Genomic DNA, 22,746 nt, shown 5'->3' on the forward strand with positions numbered 1-22,746 from the left:
GTCCCGGCCGTGGAATGAGACACCCCTTGTTCCCGTTAGCATGGACATCCGCACCGATCAAGGCCATTTGGGGAAGGTGTCATGACTGCCAACGTCGACGGAGTGCCCGGTAAATTCGCGACACTCGGGCTGACCTACGACGACGTGCTGCTGCTGCCGGGCGCATCCGAAGTGCTCCCGGGCGCGGTCGACACCTCGTCCCACATCTCCCGCAACGTGCGGGTCAACATCCCGCTGCTGTCCGCCGCCATGGACAAGGTCACCGAGTCGCGCATGGCGATCGCGATGGCCCGCCTCGGCGGTGTCGGCGTACTGCACCGCAACCTGTCCATCGAGGACCAGGTCAACCAGGTCGACCTGGTGAAGCGCTCCGAGTCGGGCATGGTCACCGACCCGATCACTGTGCACCCGGAGGCCACGCTCGCCGAGGCCGACGCGCTGTGCGCCAAGTTCCGCATCAGCGGTGTCCCGGTCACCGACGCGGCGGGCAAGCTGCTCGGCATCGTCACCAACCGCGACATGGCCTTCGAAAGCGACCGCAGCCGTCAGGTGCGCGAGGTCATGACGCCGATGCCGCTGGTCACCGGCAAGGTCGGCATCTCCGGGCAGGACGCCATGGAGCTGCTGCGGCGCCACAAGATCGAGAAGCTGCCGCTCGTCGACGACGAGGGCGTCCTCAAGGGCCTGATCACGGTCAAGGACTTCGTCAAGGCGGAGAAGTACCCCAACGCCGCCAAGGACGCCGAGGGACGGCTGCTCGTCGGCGCCGCCGTGGGCGCGAGCCCGGAGGCCCTGGAGCGCGCCCAGGCGCTCGCCGCGGCCGGGGTGGACTTCCTGGTCGTCGACACCTCCCACGGCCACAACAGCAACGCCCTGAGCTGGATGTCGAAGATCAAGTCGAGCGTGAACGTCGACGTGATCGGCGGCAACATCGCCACCCGTGACGGCGCCCAGGCCCTGATCGACGCCGGTGTGGACGGCATCAAGGTCGGCGTCGGCCCCGGCTCGATCTGCACCACCCGCGTGGTCGCCGGCATCGGTGTCCCGCAGGTCACCGCGATCTACGAGGCGTCCCTCGCGGCCCGGCCCGCGGGCATCCCGGTGATCGGTGACGGCGGCCTCCAGTACTCCGGCGACATCGGCAAGGCGCTGGCCGCCGGCGCCGACACGGTGATGCTGGGCAGTCTGCTGGCGGGCTGCGAGGAGTCGCCGGGCGAGCTGCTGTTCATCAACGGCAAGCAGTTCAAGTCCTACCGCGGCATGGGCTCGCTGGGCGCCATGCAGTCGCGCGGCCAGGGCCGGTCGTACTCCAAGGACCGCTACTTCCAGGCGGAGGTCGCCTCCGACGACAAGCTGGTCCCCGAGGGCGTCGAGGGCCAGGTGCCCTACCGCGGTCCGCTCGCCAACGTCCTGCACCAGCTGGTGGGCGGTCTGCGCCAGACCATGGGCTATGTGGGCGCCGCCACCATCGGCGAGATGGAGTCCAAGGGCCGCTTCGTCCGGATCACCGCGGCGGGCCTGAAGGAGAGCCACCCGCACGACATCCAGATGACGGTCGAGGCGCCGAACTACAGCAACAAGTAGGCACGACACGCGCGTGAGGCGGTCCCGGAGGGTTCCGGGGCCGCCTTCGTCGTACCCGTCGGGGATACTGGAAGGCGCTGCAACGCATCAGGGAAAGGCCACAGACAGTGACTGAGATCGAGATCGGGCGCGGCAAGCGCGGCCGCCGGGCGTACGCCTTCGACGACATCGCCGTCGTCCCGAGCCGTCGTACGCGGGACCCGAAGGAGGTCTCGATCGCCTGGCAGATCGACGCCTACCGCTTCGAGCTGCCCTTCCTGGCCGCCCCCATGGACTCGGTCGTCTCCCCGGCCACCGCCATCCGCATCGGCGAGCTGGGCGGCCTGGGTGTGCTGAACCTCGAGGGCCTGTGGACGAGGTACGAGGACCCGCAGCCGCTGCTCGACGAGATCGTGGGGCTGCCGGTCGAGGCCGCGACCCGGCGCCTCCAGGAGATCTACGCCGCGCCGATCAAGGAGGAGCTGATCGGGCAGCGCCTGAAGGAGGTGCGCGACTCCGGTGTCGTCACCGCCGCCGCGCTCTCCCCGCAGCGCACGGCCCAGTTCTCCAAGGCCGTCGTCGACGCGGGCGTGGACATCTTCGTCATCCGCGGCACCACGGTCTCCGCGGAGCACGTGTCCGGCGCGGCCGAGCCGCTGAACCTGAAGCAGTTCATCTACGAACTCGACGTACCGGTGATCGTCGGCGGCTGCGCCACCTACACCGCCGCCCTGCACCTGATGCGCACCGGCGCCGCGGGCGTCCTGGTCGGCTTCGGCGGCGGCGCCGCGCACACCACGCGCAACGTCCTCGGCATCCAGGTCCCGATGGCCACCGCGGTCGCCGACGTTGCCGCCGCGCGCCGGGACTACATGGACGAGTCCGGCGGCCGGTACGTCCACGTGATCGCGGACGGAGGCGTCGGCTGGTCCGGCGACCTGCCCAAGGCGATCGCCTGCGGCGCCGACTCGGTGATGATGGGCTCCCCGCTCGCGCGTGCGGTCGACGCGCCGGGCCAGGGCCACCACTGGGGCATGGAGGCGGTCAACGAGGAGCTGCCCCGCGGCAAGAAGGTCGACCTCGGCACGGTCGGCACCATCGAGGAGATCCTCACCGGGCCGTCCCACACGCCCGACGGTTCGATGAACTTCTTCGGCGCGCTGCGGCGGGCGATGGCCACGACCGGGTACAGCGAGCTGAAGGAGTTCCAGCGGGTCGAGGTGACGGTCGCGGACTCGCAGCACAAGCGGTAGCCGTTACGGCTCTGCGGCCGGGAAGGGCCGGTTGCCCCGGGTGGGGTGACCGGCCCTTTTCCGTGTCCCCTTCAGAGCCGGTGTGCCGCCCCGGTGGGCGTGGCTCCCCGGGTGTCCAGCAGTAGTTGAGCCTTCACGGACAGGCCCTGGAGGTCGTACGTGCGGTGCTGCTGGAGGAGGATCGTGAGGTCGGCGTCGGCGGCGGCCTCGTAGAGGGAGTCGACGCGGGGGATGGGGCGGTCGGTGACGCTCCAGGCGGGGACGTGGGGGTCGTGGTAGCTGACCGAGGCGCCCAGGTCCATGAGGCGCAGCGCGATCTCGCGGGCGGGGGTGGACTGCTGGTCGGCGAGGTCGGGCTTGTAGGTGACGCCGAGCAGGAGGACGCGGGCGCCGCGGGCGGACTTGCCGTGCTCGTTGAGGAGGGTGGCGGCGCGCTGGACGACGTAGCGGGGCATCTGGCTGTTGACCTGTTCGGCGAGTTCCACCATGCGCAGGGGGCGGCTGGCGTGGCCGCCGAGGTCCTGCGGGACGGTGTGGCCGCCGACGCCGGGGCCGGGGCGGAAGGCCTGGTAGCCGAAGGGCCTTGTCTCGGCGCAGCGGATGACGTCCCACAGGTCGACGCCCAGGTCGTGGCAGAGGACGGCCATCTCGTTGACCAGGGCGATGTTGACGTGCCGGTAGTTGGTCTCCAGGACCTGCACGGTCTCGGCCTCGCGCAGGCCACGCGCGCGTACCACCTTGTCGGTGAGCCGTCCGTAGAAGGCGGCGGCCGACTCGGTGCAGGCGGGGGTGAGGCCGCCGATGACCCTGGGGGTGCTGGCCGGACTGAAGTCGCGGTTGCCGGGGGCGATGCGGCTGGGCGAGTAGGCGAGGTGGAAGTCGCGGCCCGCGCACAGCCCGGAGCCCTCTTCGAGGAGGGGGCGCAGGAAGTCCTCCGTGGTGCCGGGCGGTACCGGGGACTCCAGGATCACGGTGGTGTGCGGGCGCAGCCGGGCGGCGAGGGTGCGGGCGGCGGCCTCCACCTGGGCGAGGTCGAGGTCGCCGTCGGTGCCGCGCGGGGTGGGGGCGCAGATGACGGCGGTGCGCACCCGGCCCAGCTCGGCCGGTCCCACGGCGTGCCGGAAGCCCCCCGAGAGCATCCGGCGCAGTTCGGCGGGGCTGAGCGATCCGGCCTCGGGCCCGGTGCGGTAGCCGACGGTGGGGATGCCGGCGGCGACCGCGGCCTGTGCCAGCGGCAGGCCGAGGGGGCCGAGTCCGATGACGGCGAGATCTGCGGGCATGGAGTGGGCCGTCCTTCCCAGTAGCCGAAGCGGGACAGGTGCGCAAGCCGTGTGGACAGAACGAGCTAGCGCAATGTCACACTAGGAGTAAATATGACCGATTTGCGGGATTGGGTGGGCGTGTTTCCGTCGGGGTTATCCACAGGCTGGGGGTGACTGGTGGCTGAAGTCGGGCAAGCCGGTCAGAATTTGGGGCAGGGAGATCGGACCGGGCCCCGCCGCACGGGTGTGGCCGACGCGACCGAGAGCGGGAGGCAGCGGTGAGGACAGGGACACTGGGACCGGCGCAGCGCGCCGAGTCACTCGCGGCCATGGCCGAGCGCGAGCTGGACGTACTGGTCGTGGGCGCGGGCGTGGTCGGTGCGGGCACCGCGCTCGACGCCGTCACCCGCGGCCTGTCCACCGGTCTGGTGGAGGCGCGTGACTGGGCGTCGGGCACCTCCAGCAGGTCCAGCAAGCTGATCCACGGCGGCCTGCGCTATCTGGAGATGCTCGACTTCGCGCTCGTCCGCGAGGCGCTCAAGGAGCGCGGCCTGCTGCTGGAGCGGCTCGCCCCGCACCTGGTGAAACCGGTGCCCTTCCTCTACCCCCTCCAGCACAAGGGCTGGGAGCGGCTGTACGCGGGCTCGGGCGTCGCCCTCTACGACGCCATGTCGATGGCCCGCGGGCATGGCCGGGGGCTGCCCGTGCACCGCCACCTGAGCCGGCGTCACGCCCTGCGGGTGGCGCCCGCCTTGAAGAAGGACGCGCTGGTCGGGGCGCTCCAGTACTACGACGCCCAGATGGACGACGCCCGCTTCGTGGCCACCCTGGTGCGCACCGCCGCGGCGTACGGCGCCAAGGCCGCCAACCGGGCCCGGGTCACCGGGTTCCTGCGCGAGGGCGAGCGGGTCGTGGGCGCCCGGGTCCAGGACGCCGAGGCGGGCGGCGAGTACGAGATCCGCGCCAAACAGGTCGTCAATGCCACCGGCGTGTGGACCGACGACACCCAGGCCATGGTGGGCGAGCGGGGGCAGTTCCACGTCCGCGCCTCCAAGGGCATCCACCTGGTCGTGCCCAAGGACCGCATCCACTCCACCACCGGGCTGATCCTGCGCACCGAGAAGTCCGTGCTGTTCGTCATCCCCTGGGGACGGCACTGGATCATCGGCACCACCGACACCGACTGGGACCTCGACAAGGCCCACCCCGCCGCCTCCAGCGCCGACATCGACTACCTGCTGGAGCATGTCAACTCCGTGCTCGCGGTGCCGCTCACCCGCGACGACGTCCAGGGCGTCTACGCCGGACTGCGCCCCCTGCTCGCCGGTGAGTCCGACGCCACCAGCAAGCTCTCCCGCGAGCACACCGTCGCCCACCCGGTGCCGGGTCTGGTGGTCGTCGCGGGCGGCAAGTACACGACGTACCGGGTGATGGCCAAGGACGCCGTCGACGAGGCCGTGCACGGGCTCGACCTGCGGGTCGCCGAGTGCGTCACGGAGGACGTGCCGCTGCTGGGCGCCGAGGGGTACCGGGCGCTGTGGAACGCGCGGGCGCGCACCGCCGCCCGCACCGGCCTGCACGTGGTGCGCGTGGAACACCTGCTCAACCGCTACGGTTCGCTGGCCGAGGAGGTCCTCCAACTCATCGCCGCCGAACCCTCGCTGGGCGAACCGCTGAAATCGGCCGACGACTACCTGCGCGCCGAGGTGGTGTACGCCGCCTCGCACGAGGGCGCCCGGCACCTGGACGACGTCCTCACCCGGCGCACCCGCATCTCCATCGAGACCTTCGACCGGGGCACCCGGTGCGCCCGGGAGGCGGCGGAGCTGATGGCGCCGGTGCTGGGCTGGGACAAGGACCACATCGAGCGGGAGATAGAGCACTACGACAAGCGGGTGGAGGCCGAGCGCGAGTCCCAGCGCCAGCCCGACGACCTGACGGCGGACGCGGCGCGGCTGGGGGCGCCGGACATCGTCCCGCTGTAGGCGTGAAGCCGCCCCCGGAGCGGGTGATTCCGGGCGCCTTGGAGGAGTCCTGGGGCGGGTGGGGCCCGAGGGCCACCCTGGGCGTCGAGCACTTGTCGGGTAGGGGACAATGGAGGCTCTGTCAGGGCGGGTTGCATGAGGGGACGCATGTCGGAGGCGGAGCGGGCGGGGACATCCCGTCAGGAGACTCGTCAGGACAACCACGAGCGTCTCCTCGCCGGGCGGTACCGGCTGGGCAAAGTGCTCGGCCGCGGCGGTATGGGCACGGTGTGGCGGGCGGAGGACGAAACCCTCGGCCGCACGGTCGCCGTCAAGGAGCTGCGGTTCCCGTCGAACATCGACGAGGAGGAGAAGCGCCGGCTGATCACCCGGACCCTGCGCGAGGCCAAGGCCATCGCGCGGATCCGCAACAACAGCGCGGTGACGGTCTTCGACGTCGTCCAGGAGGACGACCGGCCCTGGATCGTGATGGAACTCGTCGAGGGCAAGTCGCTCGCCGAGGTCATCCGGGAGGACGGACTGCTGGAACCCCGGCGGGCCGCCGAGGTGGGCCTCGCCGTCCTCGACGTGCTGCGCTCGGCGCACCGCGAGGGCATCCTGCACCGCGACGTGAAGCCGTCCAACGTGCTGATCGCGGACGACGGCCGGGTGGTGCTCACCGACTTCGGCATCGCCCAGGTCGAGGGCGACCCCTCCATCACCTCCACCGGCATGCTCGTCGGCGCCCCGTCCTACATCTCCCCGGAGCGCGCCCGCGGCCACAAGCCCGGCCCGGCCGCCGACCTCTGGTCGCTCGGCGGACTGCTGTACGCCGCCGTGGAGGGCACCCCGCCGTACGACAAGGGCTCCGCCATCGCCACGCTCACCGCGGTGATGACCGAGCCGCTGGAGGAGCCGAGGAACGCGGGCCCGCTGCGGGACGTCATCTACGGCCTGCTCAACAAGGACCCGGCGGAACGGCTCGACGACGCGGGCGCCCGCGCGCTGCTCAACGCCGTCATCCACGCCCCCGAACCGGCGGCGGCCGTGCCCGTGGACGCCACCAAGGTCGTACCGCTGCCGCCGCAGCCGGACGGGCCCGCGGGCGGCGGGAGTTCGGGGGGCCGCGGTGGGCGGCGGGCCCAGGAGGCGGGCGAGCGGCTGCGGGGGGCACTGCGTGGGACGCGCAAGGCCGCCGTGGCGACGGGTGCGGCGGCCTCGACGACGACCTCCCCGGAGGCGGGGGTTTCTCCGGCCTCGGCCGCGGGGTCCGGTGGGCGCAGTTCCGGGTGGCCCGTGATGACGCCGCCGCCGGATGTGGCGCCCCGGCCGGTGCCCAAGGCGTCGCTGACCGATGTGGTGCCGCGGCGGACGCTGGTGATCATCGTGGTGGCCGTGGTGCTCGCCGTGCTCGGCACCGTCCTGGCGCTCACGCTCGGCGGCGACGACGAGAAGCAGTCCCGTGGGGGCGGGGGCGCGGTCGCCAGCGCCGGGGCCAGCGGTGACACCAAGGGCGACGAGGACGACGCGGTCGGCGGGGTCGGCACGGACGGCGCCGAGTCGCCGACCGGGGACGCCGACGCGCCGGGCGGTACGGCGGACTCAGAGGACTCCTCGGACGACTCCGGGAAGTCGGACGACTCCGACGACTCCGGCTCGGACGACTCCGGCAGCTCCAAGGACGACGACGCCGACGACGGCGCCAAGTCGACGTACCGGGGCGGTCAGGGGTACTCGATCGGGCTTCCCGACGGGTGGAAGTACCGGTCGTCCGACGCGGCCGGGGACCGCTTCACCGGACCGGACGGACAGAAGCTGCTGGTGGCCTGGACGTCCACGCCCAAGGGTGACCCGGTCGCGGACTGGGAGAGCCAGGAGCGCTACATGACGCGCTCGCAGTACGACCGGATCCGGATAGAGGAGGTGGACTACCGCGGCTGGAACACCGCCGACTGGGAGTTCACCTACGTCGACGGTGGGACGAAGTACCGGACGATCGACCGTGGTTTCGTCGTCAACGACACACAGGGCTACGCGCTGATGTACACCGCCCAGGCCGCTGAATGGGGCAGCGAGTTGCGAAGGAGTACATGGCGGACACTCACGAAGTCCTTCGAACCGAAGTCCTGAACGGGGCGAACACCAGGTTTGAGGCCTGAGATCTCGCATCCCCTCATTGCGGGTTGCCTCCGGCACGTATCGTGAGTGGTTGCGAACCGTACGCATCCGGAAAGACTCCGGAACGGGGCGCCAGACGAACGGAATTGACCAGCCGGGCGGCCGGGGGAGGCCAACGTGGACGACTATGCGGGCCGGGTACTCGCCGACCGCTACCGCCTGCCGCTGCCGCCCTCCGACGAGTACGAACTCACCGAGAGCCGGGCCTTCGACACCTACAGCGGACAGGAGGTGCTGGTCCGTCAGGTGCCGTTGCCCGAGGTCGTCGAGGCCGAGGTGCTCGACGCCGAGGGGCTGCCCGACGGTTTCACCCGGCGTGACAGGGGCCCGGCGGCCCGTCGGCCCGCGGCGCGCGGCGGCACGCGCAGGCCCACCGATCCGGTCGTGCGCCGGGCGATGGAGGCGGCGCAGGCCGCGGCCCGGATACCCGACCACCCCCGGCTCGACCAGGTCTTCGACGTGTTCGCCGAGGGCGGTTCGCTGTGGATCGTCAGCGAACTGGTCGCGGCCCGGCCGCTGGCCGCGCTGCTCGCCGAGAAGCCGCTGACTCCGTACCGGGCGGCCGAGGTGGCGTCCGACGTGCTGATGGCCCTGCGGGTGCTGCACGCCCACGGCTGGGTGCACCGCAACGTCACCGCGCGCACGGTCCTCGTCTGCGACGACGGGCGGGTCATGCTGACCGGTCTGGCGGCCGGGGCGGCGGAGGAGGCGCTGTGCGGGTACGACCCGGTGCCTCCGGAGGACGACGGCCCGGCAGGGGGCGTCGAGGCGCCTGGTCCGGTCGCGGGTGCCCCCGGGCCCGCCGGTTCGCCCGGTGCGGACCCCGAGGCGGCGCGGCGGGCCGCGATCGAGGCGCGGGCGGCCGGGCGGCTGCCGGTGGCCGGTGCGGAGGGCGCCGGTGGCGGGAGCGGTGCGGGTGCCTCGGCCGCGGTGGCGCGCCGGACGCCGGAGAGCGGCAGCGGCGGCGGCGACATCCGGGCCGCGCGGGCCGGGGCGATCGCCGCGTACCGGGCGGGCGCGCGGGCGGCCGCCCGGGTGCAGGAGGCGCAGAACGGACGCGCGGCGCTGCCGGGTGCCCGGCCCGCGTCCGAGGGCGGCCCGGCGGCACCTTCGTACACCGCGGGTGCCGAGCCCGAGGTCGCCTCGCCGCCGGGGCAGATCGCCGACCCCTACGGCGTCGGTGCGACGTCCTGGCACGGGGCCGCGCCGCGCCGTACGGCACCGGAGGGCGTGCCGGGCTTCCCGACGCAGAACACCGGGCAGAGCGCCGGCCAGCACAACGGGCAGAACACCGGCCAGCACACGGGCCAGCACAACGGGCAGAGCTTCGGGTACCACAACGGGCAGGGCAACGGGCAGGGCAACGGGCTGACCCAGGTGCCGCCCGTCCCGCCCGTTCCCCAGGTGCCGCAGGCGCCTCAGGGTCCCTTGGCGCCGGGGCATGTGCCGGGCCAGTCACCGGGCCAAGCGTCACGTCAAGCGCCGGGTCAAGTGCCGGGTCAGCCCGCGCTCGGGCCCGTGCAGGGGCGCACCGCGCTGCCCTCGGGGGCCGCCGCGGGTGGGGCCGGGACGTCGAGCCGCTGGGACGACCTGGTCGCCGGGGCGCCCGTGCGGCGCGGGCCCGCCACCGCGCTGGACGCCGAGCGGGCCCGGCAGGCGCGGATGGCGGTCGTCGGGCCGGTCACCGAGCGGTGGGCGCCCGAGCAGGCCGGACCCGTGCACGAGAACTGGCAGCTGGCCCCGCCGATCGGCCCCCAGACCGACCTGTGGGCGCTCGGCGCGCTGCTCTTCAGGGCCGTACAGGGGCATGCGCCGTATCCGGAGGAGTCGACGGCCGAACTGGTGCAGATGGTGTGCGCCGAGCCGCCCGCCTTCGCCGAGGAGTGCGGTCCGCTGCGGCCGGTCGTGGAGTCGCTGCTGCGTCAGGACCCCACCGAGCGGCTCGACTTCGAGGAGCTGCGGGGCTGGCTGCGGTCGCTGGTGCGGTCGGCGCCGGAGCCGGACGCCGGGCTGAACGTCGTCGCCGCGCCGCCGGTGGAGACGAGCCGTCTGCCCGTCGTACGCCGCCGGGGCGAGCTGGTGCGCCGACGGCGTGCCGGGCTGCCCGCGACGCACGGGCGGCACAAGCGGGGCAAGCAGAAGTCCCGCTCGCCGCGCGCCCTCGGCCGGACGCTGCTGGTGCTGGTCCTGCTGGCGCTGGCCGGGGCGATCGCGTACGCCATGCTGTTCATGCCGAAGGCGGACAGCGGCGCGGGCGGGACCGAGCGGACCGGCGTGGCGGGCGAGGTGAGCCAGGCGCCCGTCGATCCCACCCCGGAGGCCAGCAGTGAGCCCAGGCCCGACCAGACGGCGCCGCCCGCCGCCAGCGGGGACCCCGACGGGTCGGCGGGCCAGACGCAGACCACCGGCCCCGATGTCGCCGAGGGCTTCGAACTGCGCTCGGACGTGGAGGGCTTCCGGATCGCCGTCGCGAAGGGCTGGCAGCGCGCCCCGAAGAACGGTGACGGGCAGGTCGTCTACTCACGCGGCGCCTTCCGGCTGATCGTCGTCCCCGGGCGGGACGGGACGGGCGAGTACGGCACCGACCCGATGACGTACCAGCGCGAGCGCGAGCGGGAGTTGCAGCCGTACCGGGAGTCCAGCTGGGCCACCGCCTCCGGGATGAAGTCGATCGAGGTGGGCGAGCGGTCCATGGCCGAGGGGCAGTTCACCTGGAGTGACGGTGAGGGCGCCGAGGTGTACGTGCGCAACCTCGCGATCCTCGTCGGCGACCGCTACCACGTGGTGCAGGTGCGCGGCCCGGAGACCGAACGGGACGAGGTGACGCGGCTGTTCGAGCAGGCGTCGGCCACCTATCAGGTCACCGGCTGACCGTCGTCAGGGCTCCGGCCGCCCCTTCGGGTCACTGACCGAACATCCCCGGTACACCTGCGGTCAACTCCCGTTTTGGTTCCCGTCCGTCACGGAAAGCGACAACCGTCACAGTGCGGTCTCCATGGCCGCGCGCAGGTTCCCCGGGCCGGGGAGGGTCCCTAACCTGAACCTGTCAAGAACATTGCGGGGAAACGTGGATCAGATGCAGGGCCCGCTCGTCGCGGGCCGCTACCGGCTGGCCGACATCATCGGCAGCGGCGGCATGGGCCGCGTGTGGCGCGCCCACGACGAGGTGCTGCACCGTGCCGTCGCCATCAAGGAGCTGACGGCCGCGCTCTATGTGTCGGAGAGCGACCAGGAGCGCCTGCTCGCCCGCACCCGCGCGGAGGCGCGCGCCGCCGCGCGGATCAACCACTCCGCCGTCGTCACCGTGCACGACGTGCTCGACCACGACGGCCGCCCGTGGCTCGTGATGGAACTGGTCGAGGGCCGCTCGCTGGCCGACGCCGTCAAGGACGACGGCCGGATGGAACCGGCCGAGGCCGCCCGGATCGGCCTGTGGGTGCTGCGCGCCCTGCGCGCCGCGCACGCCGCCGGTGTCCTGCACCGCGACATCAAGCCCGGCAACGTCCTGCTGGCCCGTGACGGCCGCGTCCTGCTCACCGACTTCGGCATCGCGCAGATCGAGGGCGACAACACCATCACCCGCACCGGGGAGGTCGTCGGCTCGGTCGACTACCTGGCCCCCGAGCGGATCCGCGGCCACGATCCCGGCCCCGCCTCCGACCTGTGGGCGCTCGGCGCGACGCTCTACACCGCGGTGGAGGGCAGGTCGCCGTTCCGGCGCACCTCGCCGCTGTCCACCATGCAGGCCGTCGTCGAGGAGGACGCAGCCGCGGCGCACCACGCCGGTCCGCTCGGGCCCGTCATCACCGCGCTGCTGCGCAAGGATCCGGCCGAACGGCCCGACTCGGCCGCCGCCGAGCGGATGCTGGCCGAGGCGGCGGAGGGGCGGCAGCCGCGCGAGGCGCAGGGGTACGTGCCCACCGGCCACGCCGTGCCGCCGACCGCGACCTTCCCGCCGGGCGCCGCGGCCTTCCCGCAGACCGCGGGGACCGTCCACCCGACCGGCACCACCGGGACCCCGTACGTCCCCGACACGCGGGCCCACACGATGTCGACGACGCCCGGGGCCCCGCCGCCCGAGCGGTCCCGGCGGCCGCGGCTGCGCACGCTCACCCTGGTCGTCGTACTCGCCGCGCTGGTCGGCGGGGGTACGGCGGTCGGGATCATGGCGTGGGACCAGGACCGGCGGCAGGGCGGGGACACGAGGGCGTCCGTGTCGCCCACGGCCTCGCCCTCGCCCACGTCGTCCGCGACGGGTTCGCCGTCGCCGGACCCCAGCGCCTCCGAGGGCAACCAGGGGCCGCTGCCGGACGGCTGGGTGCGCAAGGAGGACCCGCGGGGGTTCAGTCTGGCGCTGCCCGGGCCGGAGTGGCAGCGGGTGGAGGTCGACGCCCTCCAGGTCGACTACACGCCCGACGGCGGCCGGACGTTCATCCGGATCGCCGTCGACGCCAGCCCGGACTTCAGCAGCGCCTACGAGCACCAGCTCGACCTGGAGGAGCAGCTCCAGCGGCTCGTCGCCTACCAGCGGGTGACCCTGGAGGAGAACGTCTACCGGGACCGGCCCGGCGCGCTGTGGGAGTGGACCTGGACCGCGCTGGCCAAGGACACGCCGTTCCCCGGGCCGCGGCACGCCATCGAACAGATCTACTTCGGCCGGGACGGCACCGAGTACGCGATCTACATGTCCTCGGCGGAGGAGGACTGGGCGACGACACGCGAGTGGTTCACCAGCGTGTTGCAGGGGTGGCGGCCGGGCGTGTCGTAGTCCCGACCGGAGCCGGCGACGGGCGTCGGTTGTCGGCCAACCCCGGCCGCGCGCCCCGGAACCGGTGACCTGGGCTGCGGCATGATGAGGCGCATGGTGACCGAGGGGTCGGACGGGCGTGTCATAGCGGGCCGTTACCGGCTGGAGGGCACGCTCGGGCGCGGCGGCATGGGCGTCGTCTGGCGGGCCACCGACCGGCTGCTCGGCCGCCGGGTCGCGGTCAAGGAACTGTTCGTCGACCCCTCCCTCACGGCCGACGAGGCCCGGCGGCAGCGGGAGCGCACCCTGCGCGAGGCGCGTGCCGTGGCCCGGCTGCGCCACCCGCACGTCATCGTCGTCCACGACGTCGTGGAGCACGACGAAGGCCTCTACATGGTCATGGAGTTCGTGGACGGCGTGTCCCTCGCCGACCGGGTCGCCGCACGCGGGCCGGTCGACGCGGCCGAGGCCGCCCGGATCGGCATCGGCCTGCTCGGCGCGCTGCGCACCGCGCACGCCGCCGGGATCCTGCACCGCGACCTCAAGCCCGCCAACGTCCTGGTCGAGAACGGCACCGAGCGGGTCGTCCTCACCGACTTCGGGGTCGCCCAGATCCCCGGCGCCACCACGCTCACCGAGAGCGGCACCTTCGTCGGCTCACCCGAGTACACCGCGCCCGAGCGGATGTCCGGGGGCGGCACCACTCCCGCCGCCGACCTGTGGTCGCTGGGCGCGCTGCTGTGCGCGGTGCTGAGCGGGCGGTCGCCGTTCCACCGGGACTCGTTGGGCGGTGTGCTGCACGCCGTGGTGTCCGACGAGATCCGGCCGCCCGTGCAGGCCGGGCCGCTGCTGCCCGTCGTACAGGGACTGTTGGAGCGGGACCCGGAGCGGCGGCTGGACGCGGGGCAGGCGGAGCGGCTGCTGCGGGAGTTCCGGGAGACGGGGCGGGCGGCGTGGCCGGGGCCGGGGCTGGCGCCTCCTCCGGGGCCGGGGGCGGGTGATGGCGACGCGGGGCGGGAGGGGCGGGCGCGTCGCAGTGTGCTGGCGGCGGTGGTGCTGGTGGCGGCGGTCGCGGTGGCTGGCGTGTCGGCGGTCGCGCTGCTGGTCGGCGGGGGCGGGACGCCGGTGGGGCCGACACCGCCCGGGACGGTGACGACCGTGACGAAGACGTCGGCGCCCTCGTCCCGGGCGCCCTCGGTCCCCTCGGTGTCCGTGCCGTCTTCGCCGTCCTCCGCCTCCCCGACCGACAGCGCTACGGGCATAAATGGGAGATAAGTGGCAGGCTGAGTCACGGGTCTGTGACCGCAAAGCGTTCGAAGTGGCTACGGTGCCACCCGGCGCGATATGCATGAACCCATGAACAGCCACGGGGGAGCCCGCTACGGGGCCGACGAGCCGACGAGTTTCGGTCTGCAACCGCCGAACCCGCCCGCGGGGGCGGCCCAGCCCCACCCCGACAACCCCTACGCGGCGCCCACCCAGGTCGTGCCGCCGCAGCCGGGAAGCGGCGCCCCAGCCGCTCCAGCCGCCCCAGTCGCATCCGCCGCGCCCGCCGCGCCCGCCGCCGATCCCGGTGCCGGGCGGCTCATCGCCGGTCGCTACCGGCTCCTCGCCAAGCTCGGACACGGCGGCATGGGCACGGTCTGGCGCGCCAAGGACGAGACGGTGGACCGGGAGGTCGCGGTCAAGGAGCCGCGTGTTCCGGACCATCTTCCCGAGCGTGAACGGGCCAACGCCTTCGAGCGCATGCGCCGCGAGGCCCGCGCCGCGGCCCGGCTCGACCACCCGGCCGTGGTCAACGTGCATGACGTCGCGGTCGTGGACGGCCAGCCGTGGATCGTCATGGAGCTGGTGCAGGGACGTTCCCTCGGCGCCGCCCTCCAAGAGGGCACGCTCGACGCCCGCGAGGCCGCCCGCATCGGCCTCGAAGTGCTCGGCGCGCTGGAGGCCGCGCACGCAGCGGGCATCCTGCACCGTGACGTCAAGCCGGACAACGTGCTGCTCGGACGGCACGACCGCGTCGTCCTCACCGACTTCGGCATCGCCCAGATCGAGGGCGAGACCAACCTCACCGACACCGGCGGCTTCGTCGGCTCGCCCGAGTACATCGCCCCGGAACGCGTCCTCGGCCAGCGCCCCGGACCCGCCTCCGACCTGTGGTCGCTGGGCGTCGTCCTCTACGCGGCGACGGAGGGCGTGTCGCCGTTCCGGCGCAGCAACACGCCCGCCACCCTCCAGTCCGTCCTCAACGCCACACCCGCGCCGCCCGCGTCCGCGCGGGGCCCGCTCGCCGACGCCATCAACGGCCTGCTCCAGAAGGACCCGGCGCGCCGCCCCAACGCGGCCCAGGTGCGGGCCCTGCTGGAGACCACCGCGAACCCTCCGGCGCCCGCGCCGACGCGGGTCGTCACCCTCGCCGAGCCCGGTGCCGGTGGCTCCCGGCCCTCCGGTGTCCGGATCGGCCGCAAGACCCTGCTCGGGCTCGGCGCGGTGGTGGCCGCGGCGGCGGTGACGGCGTATCTGGTGATCGCCGATCCGTTCGCGGGGCCGCTGCCCGACGGGTGGAAGCGGCACGACGACCTCGGCGAGAAGGTGGCCGTCAGTCTCGCCCTGCCCGAGGGGTTCGAGAAGCTGCCGCCCGCTGAGGACTCGGACGGGACGGTCGTGTCGTTCGCCGACCCGAGCGGGCTGATGACGGTCGTCGCCGACCGGGACATCAAGAAGGACGACGCGGACGGCAAGCTTCCCACCCGGGCCCTCGACCAGGCGTACGCGGACTGGGAGACGCTCAAGGACGGCGAGTACGGCTGGAACATCGCCGCCGAGCCCGCCCCGAAGGGCGAGCCCAAGGAGACGACGTACCAGGAGAAGAAGGCCGCCGAGAACACGATCGTCTACACGACCAACGACACCAACAACCCCCGCGAGCGCGAATACCGCATCTACTACTACGTGGCGGGCAACGGCGACCTGTACCGGCTCTCGATCGACGGCCCCGCCACCGGTCACTTCGCCGCCGAGGGCCGTGAGATCGCGCGGACGGTACTCGAGAACTGGGACGTCAAGAACCTCTAGCCCATGACTGACGGTCGAACACACCAGAGCGACGGACGGCTGGTCGGCGGTCGCTACCGGCTGGCCGAACCCCTCGGCACCGGCGCCGCGGGCACCGTCTGGCGCGCGTACGACGAGCGGACGGACCGTGAGGTCGCCGTGAAGGAGCCCCGGTTACCCGGCGATCCCGGGAACCCCGAGGACGACGAGTACCGGCGCGCCGCCCACCGGCTCTACCGCGAGGCCCGTGCCGCCGCCCGCGTCGACCATCCCTCGGCCGTGTCCGTCCACGACGTGGTGGTGGAGGAGGGGGACGGGGCGGACGGGCTCCCCTGGATCGTCATGGAGCTGGTGCGGGGCGAGCCCCTGCGCGCACTGGTCGCACGCGGCCCGCTCGACCCGCCCGAAGCCGCCCGGATCGGCCTCGCCGTACTGGGCGCGCTGCGCGCCGCGCACTCCGTGGGCATCGTCCACCGCGACCTCAGGCCCGCCAACGTCCTGGTCGAGTCCGGCACCGGCCGGGTCGTCCTCACCGACTTCGGCATCACGGGCGGCCGGGACGCCGACGCCCGGTTCGTCGCCCCCGAGCGGATGTCCGGGCGCGGCGCGGGCCCGGCGTCCGACCTGTGGTCCCTGGGGGCGCTGCTGCGCGCGGCGGTCGAGGACGGGGGGCCGCTGGACGCGCTGATCACTCGGCTGCTGGACCCGGACCCGGAGCGGCGGCCGGGGGCGGCGGAGGCCGCGGGGGAGTTGGGGGCGGTGGCCGGGGAGGCGGTCGTACGGGGTTCGGTGGCGGAGGCCGTACGCAATTCCGCGCCGGACGTCGTCCGGGATGCCGTGCCGGAGGCTGTCCGGGGTTCCGGGCCGGAAGCCGTGTCCGAGGGCGCGGGTGGCACAGGGAACGCCGAGGCGGGCACGCCACCCGGGCCCGCGGCCCCGCTGTCCCACCCGCGCCCCCCGCACCCACCCCGTCACCTCCTCCACCGCCCCGCCGCCCTCGCCTTCCTCGGCACCCTTCTCCTCACCGCCCTCTGCCTCGGTGTCGTCCTGCTGCCCGACGCCACCGCCGGCACCCCGGACGGCTGGGCGCGGCATCGCGAGGAGGGCATGCACGCCGTCCTCGTCCTCCCGGCCCGCTACGAGGTGTCCGAGCGGCGTGGCGGTGCCGCCGATCCGCCGCGGGTCGTGGTCTACGCGGACGCGGACGCCGACGCGTCGGTGCGGGTCCGCTTCACGCAGTGGGACACCGCTCCGGGCTCCCCGATGAGCCGGGCGCGGCAGGCGCGCGAGGGGTGGGACGGCGAGCGCACGCGTTACGCCCGCACCACCGTCCAGGGCCATGAGGCGGTCGTCGCCGACACCACGTACCGGCGCGGGGACGGCTCCCCGGCCCGCGCGCTGGAGCTGCTGGTCCGCACCGACGACGGGCGCATGTACAGCCTGCGCGTCGACATGCCCCGGAGCGGGGCACACGAGCGGCAGGGCGCCGCGGTGTTCGAGGGCGCGCGTGACCGCCTGGAGATCGGAAACGACTGACCGACCTCCGTTCCGCTCCGAACTACGCCCTGATCAGGGCGTTTGTTGCCAGCGTTCACTGGCGTGCTGTGTGCAGTCGGTGAATCCCCATTACCGACGGGTACACAAACCCCGCGCCCCGGCATACTCTGCGCCTCATGACGGACGCGCAGGCCCTGGCAGAGACCGGACAGACCGGCCGACCCGGCACCAACCCCCTCGCCCCCGCCCCGGCGGGCACCCGCGGTGCCGCCGACGTGGTCACCCCGGCGCTGGTCGCCCGGCTCACCAAGGGCGTGCCGGGCTCCGGACGGACCGCCAACCACACACCGTTCACCGGCGAGAAGCTGGCCGATCTGCCCGAGTCCACGCCCGAGGACGTCGCGAGCGCCTTCGAGACGGCGCGCGCCGCACAGGCCGTGTGGGCGCAGGTGCCGCTGCGGCAGCGGGCCGCCGTGCTGCTCCGCTTCCACGACCTGATCCTCGAACGCCAGGCCGAGGTCCTCGACCTGATCCAGCTGGAGACCGGCAAGGCCCGGCTGCACGCCCACGAGGAGGTGCAGGCCGTCGCCGTCGCCGCCCGGCACTACGGCCGCCGCGCCGCCGCCTATCTGAAGCCGAAGCGGCACGCCGGTGCCGTGCCCGCGCTGACCCGGGTCACCGAACTGCGCCACCCGCGTGGCGTCGTAGGACAGATCGCGCCCTGGAACTACCCGCTGGAGCTGTCGGTCGGCGACGCGCTGCCCGCCTTCGTCGCGGGCAACGCGGTGGTGATGAAGCCGGACACGGAGACCTGTCTGACGGCGCTGTGGGCGCGGGACCTGCTCGTCGAGGCCGGACTGCCCGCCGACGTCTGGCAGGTCGTCATCGGAGACGGCCCGGTCGTCGGCCCCGAGGTCGTCCGGCACGCCGACTACGTCTCCTTCACCGGCTCCACCCGCACCGGCCGCGAGGTCGCCCAGGGCGCCGCCGCCCGGCTGGTCGGCGCCTCCCTCGAACTCGGCGGCAAGAACGCCATGCTGGTCCTCGACGACGCGGACCTCGACAAGGCCGCCGCCGGAGCCGTCCGCGCCTGCTTCTCCTCCGCGGGCCAGCTCTGCATCTCGGTGGAGCGGCTGTACGTCCACGAGTCCGTCGCCGACGCCTTCCTGGAGCGCTTCGCCGCCCGCACCCGGGCGATGCGGCTCGGCACCTCCCTGGCCTACGGCGCCGACATGGGATCGCTGGCCGGGGCGGGCCAGTTGGAGACGGTCATCCAGCACGTGGACGAGGCCGTGGCCCAGGGGGCCACGATCGTCGCGGGCGGCACCGCACGCCCCGACATCGGGCCGTACTTCTACGAGCCGACCATCCTCGACGGGGTCACCGAGTCCATGACCGTGTGCTCCGACGAGACCTTCGGGCCGGTCGTCTCCGTCTACCGCTTCACGACCGACGACGAGGCCGTGGAACGCGCCAACTCCACGCCGTACGGCCTCAACTCCTCGATCTGGACCAAGGACGCCCGCCGGGGCCACGCCCTCGCCGCCCGGCTGCGCACCGGCACCGTCAACCTCAACGAGGGATACGCCTCCGCCTACGGCAGCGTCCAGTCCCCGATGGGCGGCATGAAGGACTCCGGGCTCGGCCGCCGCCACGGCGCCGAGGGCATCCTCAAGTACACCGAGGCCCAGACGGTCGCCCACCAGCGGCTGCTGCCGATGGCTCCCGCGCTCGGCATGGACGACGAGACGTACGCGGCCTTCATGAGCCGCAGCCTGCGCCTGATGAAGGCGTTCCGCTTCCGCTAACCGCGCCCACTCCCGCACGTACTCAACGAGGAGCGACCGTGCCCCAGGACACCCATGACCACGACTATGACGTCATCGTCGTCGGCTCAGGCTTCGGCGGCTCGGTGACCGCGCTGCGCCTGACGGAGAAGGGCTACCGCGTCGGCGTCCTGGAGGCCGGGCGCCGCTTCACCCGCGAGACGCTCCCGAAGAACTCCTGGGATCTGAGGAACTACCTGTGGGCCCCCAAGCTGGGCATGTACGGCCTCCAGCGCATCCATCTCCTCGGAAATGTCATGGTCCTGGCAGGCGCGGGCGTGGGCGGCGGCTCCCTCAACTACGCCAACACCCTCTACGTACCGCCCAAGGCGTTCTTCGACGACCCCCAGTGGCGGGACATCACCGACTGGCAGGACGAGCTGAAGCCGTACTACGACCAGGCCCAGCGCATGCTCGGGGTGCGGCTCAACCCCACCATGACCCCCTCCGACGTCCATCTGAAGGCGGCGGCGGAACGGATGGGCTGCGGCGACACCTTCCACCTCGCCCCGGTCGGCGTGTTCTACGGCGACGGCAAGGACGCCGACGGAGCGGCCAGGGCCAAGCCGGGCGAGAAGGTGGCCGACCCGTACTTCGGCGGCGTGGGCCCCGACCGCACCGCCTGCAACGAGTGCGGCGAGTGCATGACCGGCTGCCGCCACGGATCGAAGAACAACCTCACCGAGAACTACCTCCACCTCGCCGAGAAGGCGGGCGCCGTCATCCACCCCATGACCACGGTCGTCTCCCTCACGGACGACTCCCGCGGCGGCTACGCCGTCACCACCCTGCCCACCGACAACAGGAGGAAGGGCAAGGGCCGCGTCTACACGGCCCCCCGTGTCGTCCTCGCCGCCGGGACCTACGGCACCCAGACCCTGCTGCACCGGATGAAGGCGGGCGGGCAACTGCCGTACATATCCGACCGGCTCGGCGAGCTGACCCGTACCAACTCAGAGGCGCTGGTCGGCGCGCAGACCAGTGACCGCCGCTACCGCAAGGCCACCGGCCGGCCCAAGGCCGACTTCACCCGCGGCGTCGCCATCACGTCCTCCATCCACCCGGACGCCAGCACCCACATCGAACCCGTCCGCTACGGCAAGGGCTCCAACTCGATGGGCGGCCTGTCCATCCTCCAGGTGCCGTACGCCGAGGGCTCGTCCCGCGCGCTGGCCTGGCTGCGCAACGCCGGCCGCCACCCGCTGCTGGTGCTGCGCTCGCTGTCCAACCGACGCTGGTCGGAGCGGACCATCATCGGCCTCGTCATGCAGTCGCTGGACAACTCCCTGACGACGTACCTCAAGCCGAACGGCGTCGGCAAGGGGCTGCTCACCGCCCGGCAGGGCCACGGCGCCCCCAACCCCAAGCAGATCAGGGCCGCCACCGAGGCGGCGTCCGCGATCGCCACCGAGATCAACGGCTTCGCCGGCTCCAACGTCGGCGAACTCATGGGCACCCCGCTCACCGCGCACTTCCTCGGCGGCTGCCCCATCGGGGACTCCCCGGAGACCGGGGTCATCGACCCCTACCACCGCCTCTACGGCCACCCCGGCATCTCCGTCGTCGACGGCGCCGCGGTCTCCGCGAACCTGGGCGTCAACCCGTCCCTCACCATCACCGCGCAGGCCGAGCGCGCGATGTCGTACTGGCCCAACAAGGGCGAGGCCGACCCGCGCCCCGAACCGGGCGTCGCCTACGAGCGGCTGCGGCCGGTCGAGCCGAAGGCACCGGTCGTCCCGGCGGACGCGTTCGGCGCGCTGCGGCTGCCGGTGCTTCCGGTACCGGCGGTGCCGCGGAAGAAGGAGAAGTAGGAAGCAGGCAACAGGAGCGGCGGGAAGCACAGAAGGGGAAGCGGGAAGCAAGAAGGACCTGCGCCCCCCTCCGAGCGCAGGTCCCTCTGTCCATGCGTGGTGCCGGCTCAGGGGTGCCGGGCACCCGTCGGCACCGGTCAGGCGCCGACCGCCTTGCGCCGCCGCACCGCGAACACCGCGCCCGCACCGGCGACCACGGCGGCACCGCCGACGAGGCCGATCAGCGGCAGCGCGGAGCTGGAGCCGGTCTCGGCGAGGCTGCCGGTGGCCTGCACCCGGCCGACCTCGTCGAGGTCGCCCATACCGCCCTGCGGCTTGGAGTCGTTCGGGTTCCCGGCGTCGGAACCGGCGGCCAGGATGTCGAAGAAGTAGATCCAGCCGTTCGGGTCGTCGGCGATCCAGCAGCCCTCGTCGTCCGAGTACTGCGCGAGGCCACCGGTCAGACCGATGGCGTCCGGCACCTTGCCGCTGACGCTGAGGCGCAGCTGGAACGAGGTCGACTTGCCCGCGTCGAGCGAGAAGGCGGGGAACGCCGCGCCCTCACCGGCGGCACCCGCGAGGGTGTTCCAGGAGCCGGTGGCCTTGTCGAGGACCTGGACGCGGATCTGGCCGGAGTAGTCCGTCTCGTCCTCCCAGCCGATCGCTGCGACACCGATCAGCGGCACGATGTCCTTGATCTCGTCGTCGCTCTTGTTGGAGACGCTGAAGCCGAACGACGTCCAGCCGCTGCCCGCGACGATCGTCTCCGGCAGCCCGGACAGGCCGCTGCGCAGGTCGGTGCTCAGGCCCGCCGAGCCCTCGGGGTCGGCGCAGAAGTCGGGCTTCTCCGTACCGGGCGACTCCGAGGCGCTCGCGGTGGGAGAGGCGGTGTCGGTGGCCGACTCCGTCGGGCTGGCGGTCACCGACTGGGACGCGGAGTCGGAGGGAGTGGGGGCGGCAGAATCCGACTCGGTCTCGTCCGGGGACTGCGACGTCGAGGTGTCCGGGGCGGACTCGGTGGTGGACGGCGGGGCGGAGTCGGAGGCGTCGTCGGACGGGGACTCCGTGACCGACACGCTCGCGGTCGGGGTCGAGGACGACTCGCCGTCCGCGTACGCCGCCGGTGCCGAGAGCAGCGCCATCGGGGCTATCGCGGCCGTGGCGGCCGCCACGGCGATGGCACGGCGAAGCTTCATGAAGACCTCGATCGGGATGTTGGTGTGGCCCTTGGTTCAGCAGGTTTGATCCGCGACGTGCGGTAATGGTTGTCCCGGGATTCACAGAATTCTCATGTGGCTTGCGTCACACGCAAAAGCCCTGCGGGGGATCGTCCTCCGCTTCCGCGGCACAGCGAAGGGCCCCGCGGTGCTCGGCCGCGGGGCCCTTCTCCGTCGGCACCGGCGTCAGGGCTCGCCGGTGCGCGGGAGCGGCGCCGGGGGGTCGCGCCGCTGGTCTCGGTTGTCCTGGGCGGATCGCCGGGCTGCCCGGCCGCCGTGTCGTCGGCTTCCGCCGGCCGGCCCCGGGCGTCCCCGGAGCCGACCGTTCTCTTGGGTGACCGGGCTGCTGTCCCCTGCCGTCCGGTCACTTCCTGGAGCGAGGTCCCACGGCGCAC

General features: G+C 73.1%; 13 protein-coding genes. 11 read left to right on the forward strand and 2 right to left on the reverse strand.

Features of this window, described 5'->3' with window-relative positions; genetic code table 11:
- Positions 1-81: 81 nt before the first annotated feature.
- Together guaB and KBY47_RS13585 are read left to right on the forward strand one after the other, a co-directional pair.
- Positions 82-1,584, forward strand: a complete 1,503-nt coding sequence (gene guaB, locus KBY47_RS13580) for an IMP dehydrogenase (RefSeq protein ID WP_210921326.1) — start codon at positions 82-84, stop codon at positions 1,582-1,584.
- Positions 1,585-1,691: 107 nt separating this feature from the next.
- A complete protein-coding gene (locus tag KBY47_RS13585; protein WP_210921327.1) occupies positions 1,692-2,816 on the forward strand; it encodes a GuaB3 family IMP dehydrogenase-related protein in 1,125 nt (374 codons plus the stop codon).
- Between the two features lie 71 nt (positions 2,817-2,887).
- On the opposite strand, the gene KBY47_RS13590 is transcribed toward KBY47_RS13585, so the two are convergent.
- Positions 2,888-4,096, reverse strand: a complete 1,209-nt coding sequence (locus KBY47_RS13590) for a nucleotide sugar dehydrogenase (RefSeq protein ID WP_210921328.1) — start codon at positions 4,094-4,096, stop codon at positions 2,888-2,890.
- Between the two features lie 260 nt (positions 4,097-4,356).
- Between KBY47_RS13590 and KBY47_RS13595 the strand changes: the two genes are divergently transcribed.
- From KBY47_RS13595 to KBY47_RS13635, 9 genes are all read left to right on the forward strand, one after another.
- Complete coding sequence (locus tag KBY47_RS13595) at positions 4,357-6,063, forward strand: glycerol-3-phosphate dehydrogenase/oxidase (protein ID WP_210921329.1); 1,707 nt, start codon at positions 4,357-4,359, stop codon at positions 6,061-6,063.
- Between the two features lie 147 nt (positions 6,064-6,210).
- Positions 6,211-8,172 (forward strand): serine/threonine-protein kinase, encoded by a 1,962-nt coding sequence (locus KBY47_RS13600; RefSeq protein WP_210921438.1) that lies wholly within the window; start codon positions 6,211-6,213, stop codon positions 8,170-8,172.
- Between the two features lie 165 nt (positions 8,173-8,337).
- Positions 8,338-11,091 (forward strand): protein kinase, encoded by a 2,754-nt coding sequence (locus tag KBY47_RS13605; RefSeq protein WP_210921330.1) that lies wholly within the window; start codon positions 8,338-8,340, stop codon positions 11,089-11,091.
- Positions 11,092-11,296: 205 nt separating this feature from the next.
- On the forward strand, positions 11,297-12,988 hold the full coding sequence (locus KBY47_RS13610; protein WP_210921439.1) for a serine/threonine-protein kinase: 1,692 nt from the start codon (positions 11,297-11,299) through the stop codon (positions 12,986-12,988).
- 93 nt (positions 12,989-13,081) lie between these two features.
- Positions 13,082-14,242, forward strand: a complete 1,161-nt coding sequence (locus KBY47_RS13615) for a serine/threonine-protein kinase (RefSeq protein WP_210921331.1) — start codon at positions 13,082-13,084, stop codon at positions 14,240-14,242.
- Positions 14,243-14,323: 81 nt separating this feature from the next.
- The gene (locus tag KBY47_RS13620) at positions 14,324-16,042 is read left to right on the forward strand and encodes a serine/threonine-protein kinase (protein WP_210921332.1); all 1,719 of its coding nucleotides are present in this window, start codon (positions 14,324-14,326) and stop codon (positions 16,040-16,042) included.
- A gap of 3 nt (positions 16,043-16,045) precedes the next feature.
- Complete coding sequence (locus tag KBY47_RS13625; protein WP_210921333.1) at positions 16,046-17,557, forward strand: serine/threonine-protein kinase; 1,512 nt, start codon at positions 16,046-16,048, stop codon at positions 17,555-17,557.
- Between the two features lie 137 nt (positions 17,558-17,694).
- Positions 17,695-19,326 carry a succinic semialdehyde dehydrogenase gene (locus KBY47_RS13630; RefSeq protein ID WP_210921334.1) on the forward strand — a complete coding sequence of 544 codons (1,632 nt, stop codon included), beginning with the start codon at positions 17,695-17,697 and terminating at the stop codon, positions 19,324-19,326.
- Positions 19,327-19,364: 38 nt separating this feature from the next.
- Positions 19,365-21,155 carry a GMC family oxidoreductase N-terminal domain-containing protein gene (locus tag KBY47_RS13635; RefSeq protein ID WP_210921335.1) on the forward strand — a complete coding sequence of 597 codons (1,791 nt, stop codon included), beginning with the start codon at positions 19,365-19,367 and terminating at the stop codon, positions 21,153-21,155.
- 137 nt (positions 21,156-21,292) lie between these two features.
- On the opposite strand, the gene KBY47_RS13640 is transcribed toward KBY47_RS13635, so the two are convergent.
- Complete coding sequence (locus tag KBY47_RS13640; RefSeq protein ID WP_210921336.1) at positions 21,293-22,330, reverse strand: LAETG motif-containing sortase-dependent surface protein; 1,038 nt, start codon at positions 22,328-22,330, stop codon at positions 21,293-21,295.
- Positions 22,331-22,746: the final 416 nt, after the last annotated feature.

Source organism: Streptomyces sp. B93 (assembly GCF_018070565.1).
Taxonomy (GTDB): Bacteria; Actinomycetota; Actinomycetes; order Streptomycetales; family Streptomycetaceae; genus Streptomyces.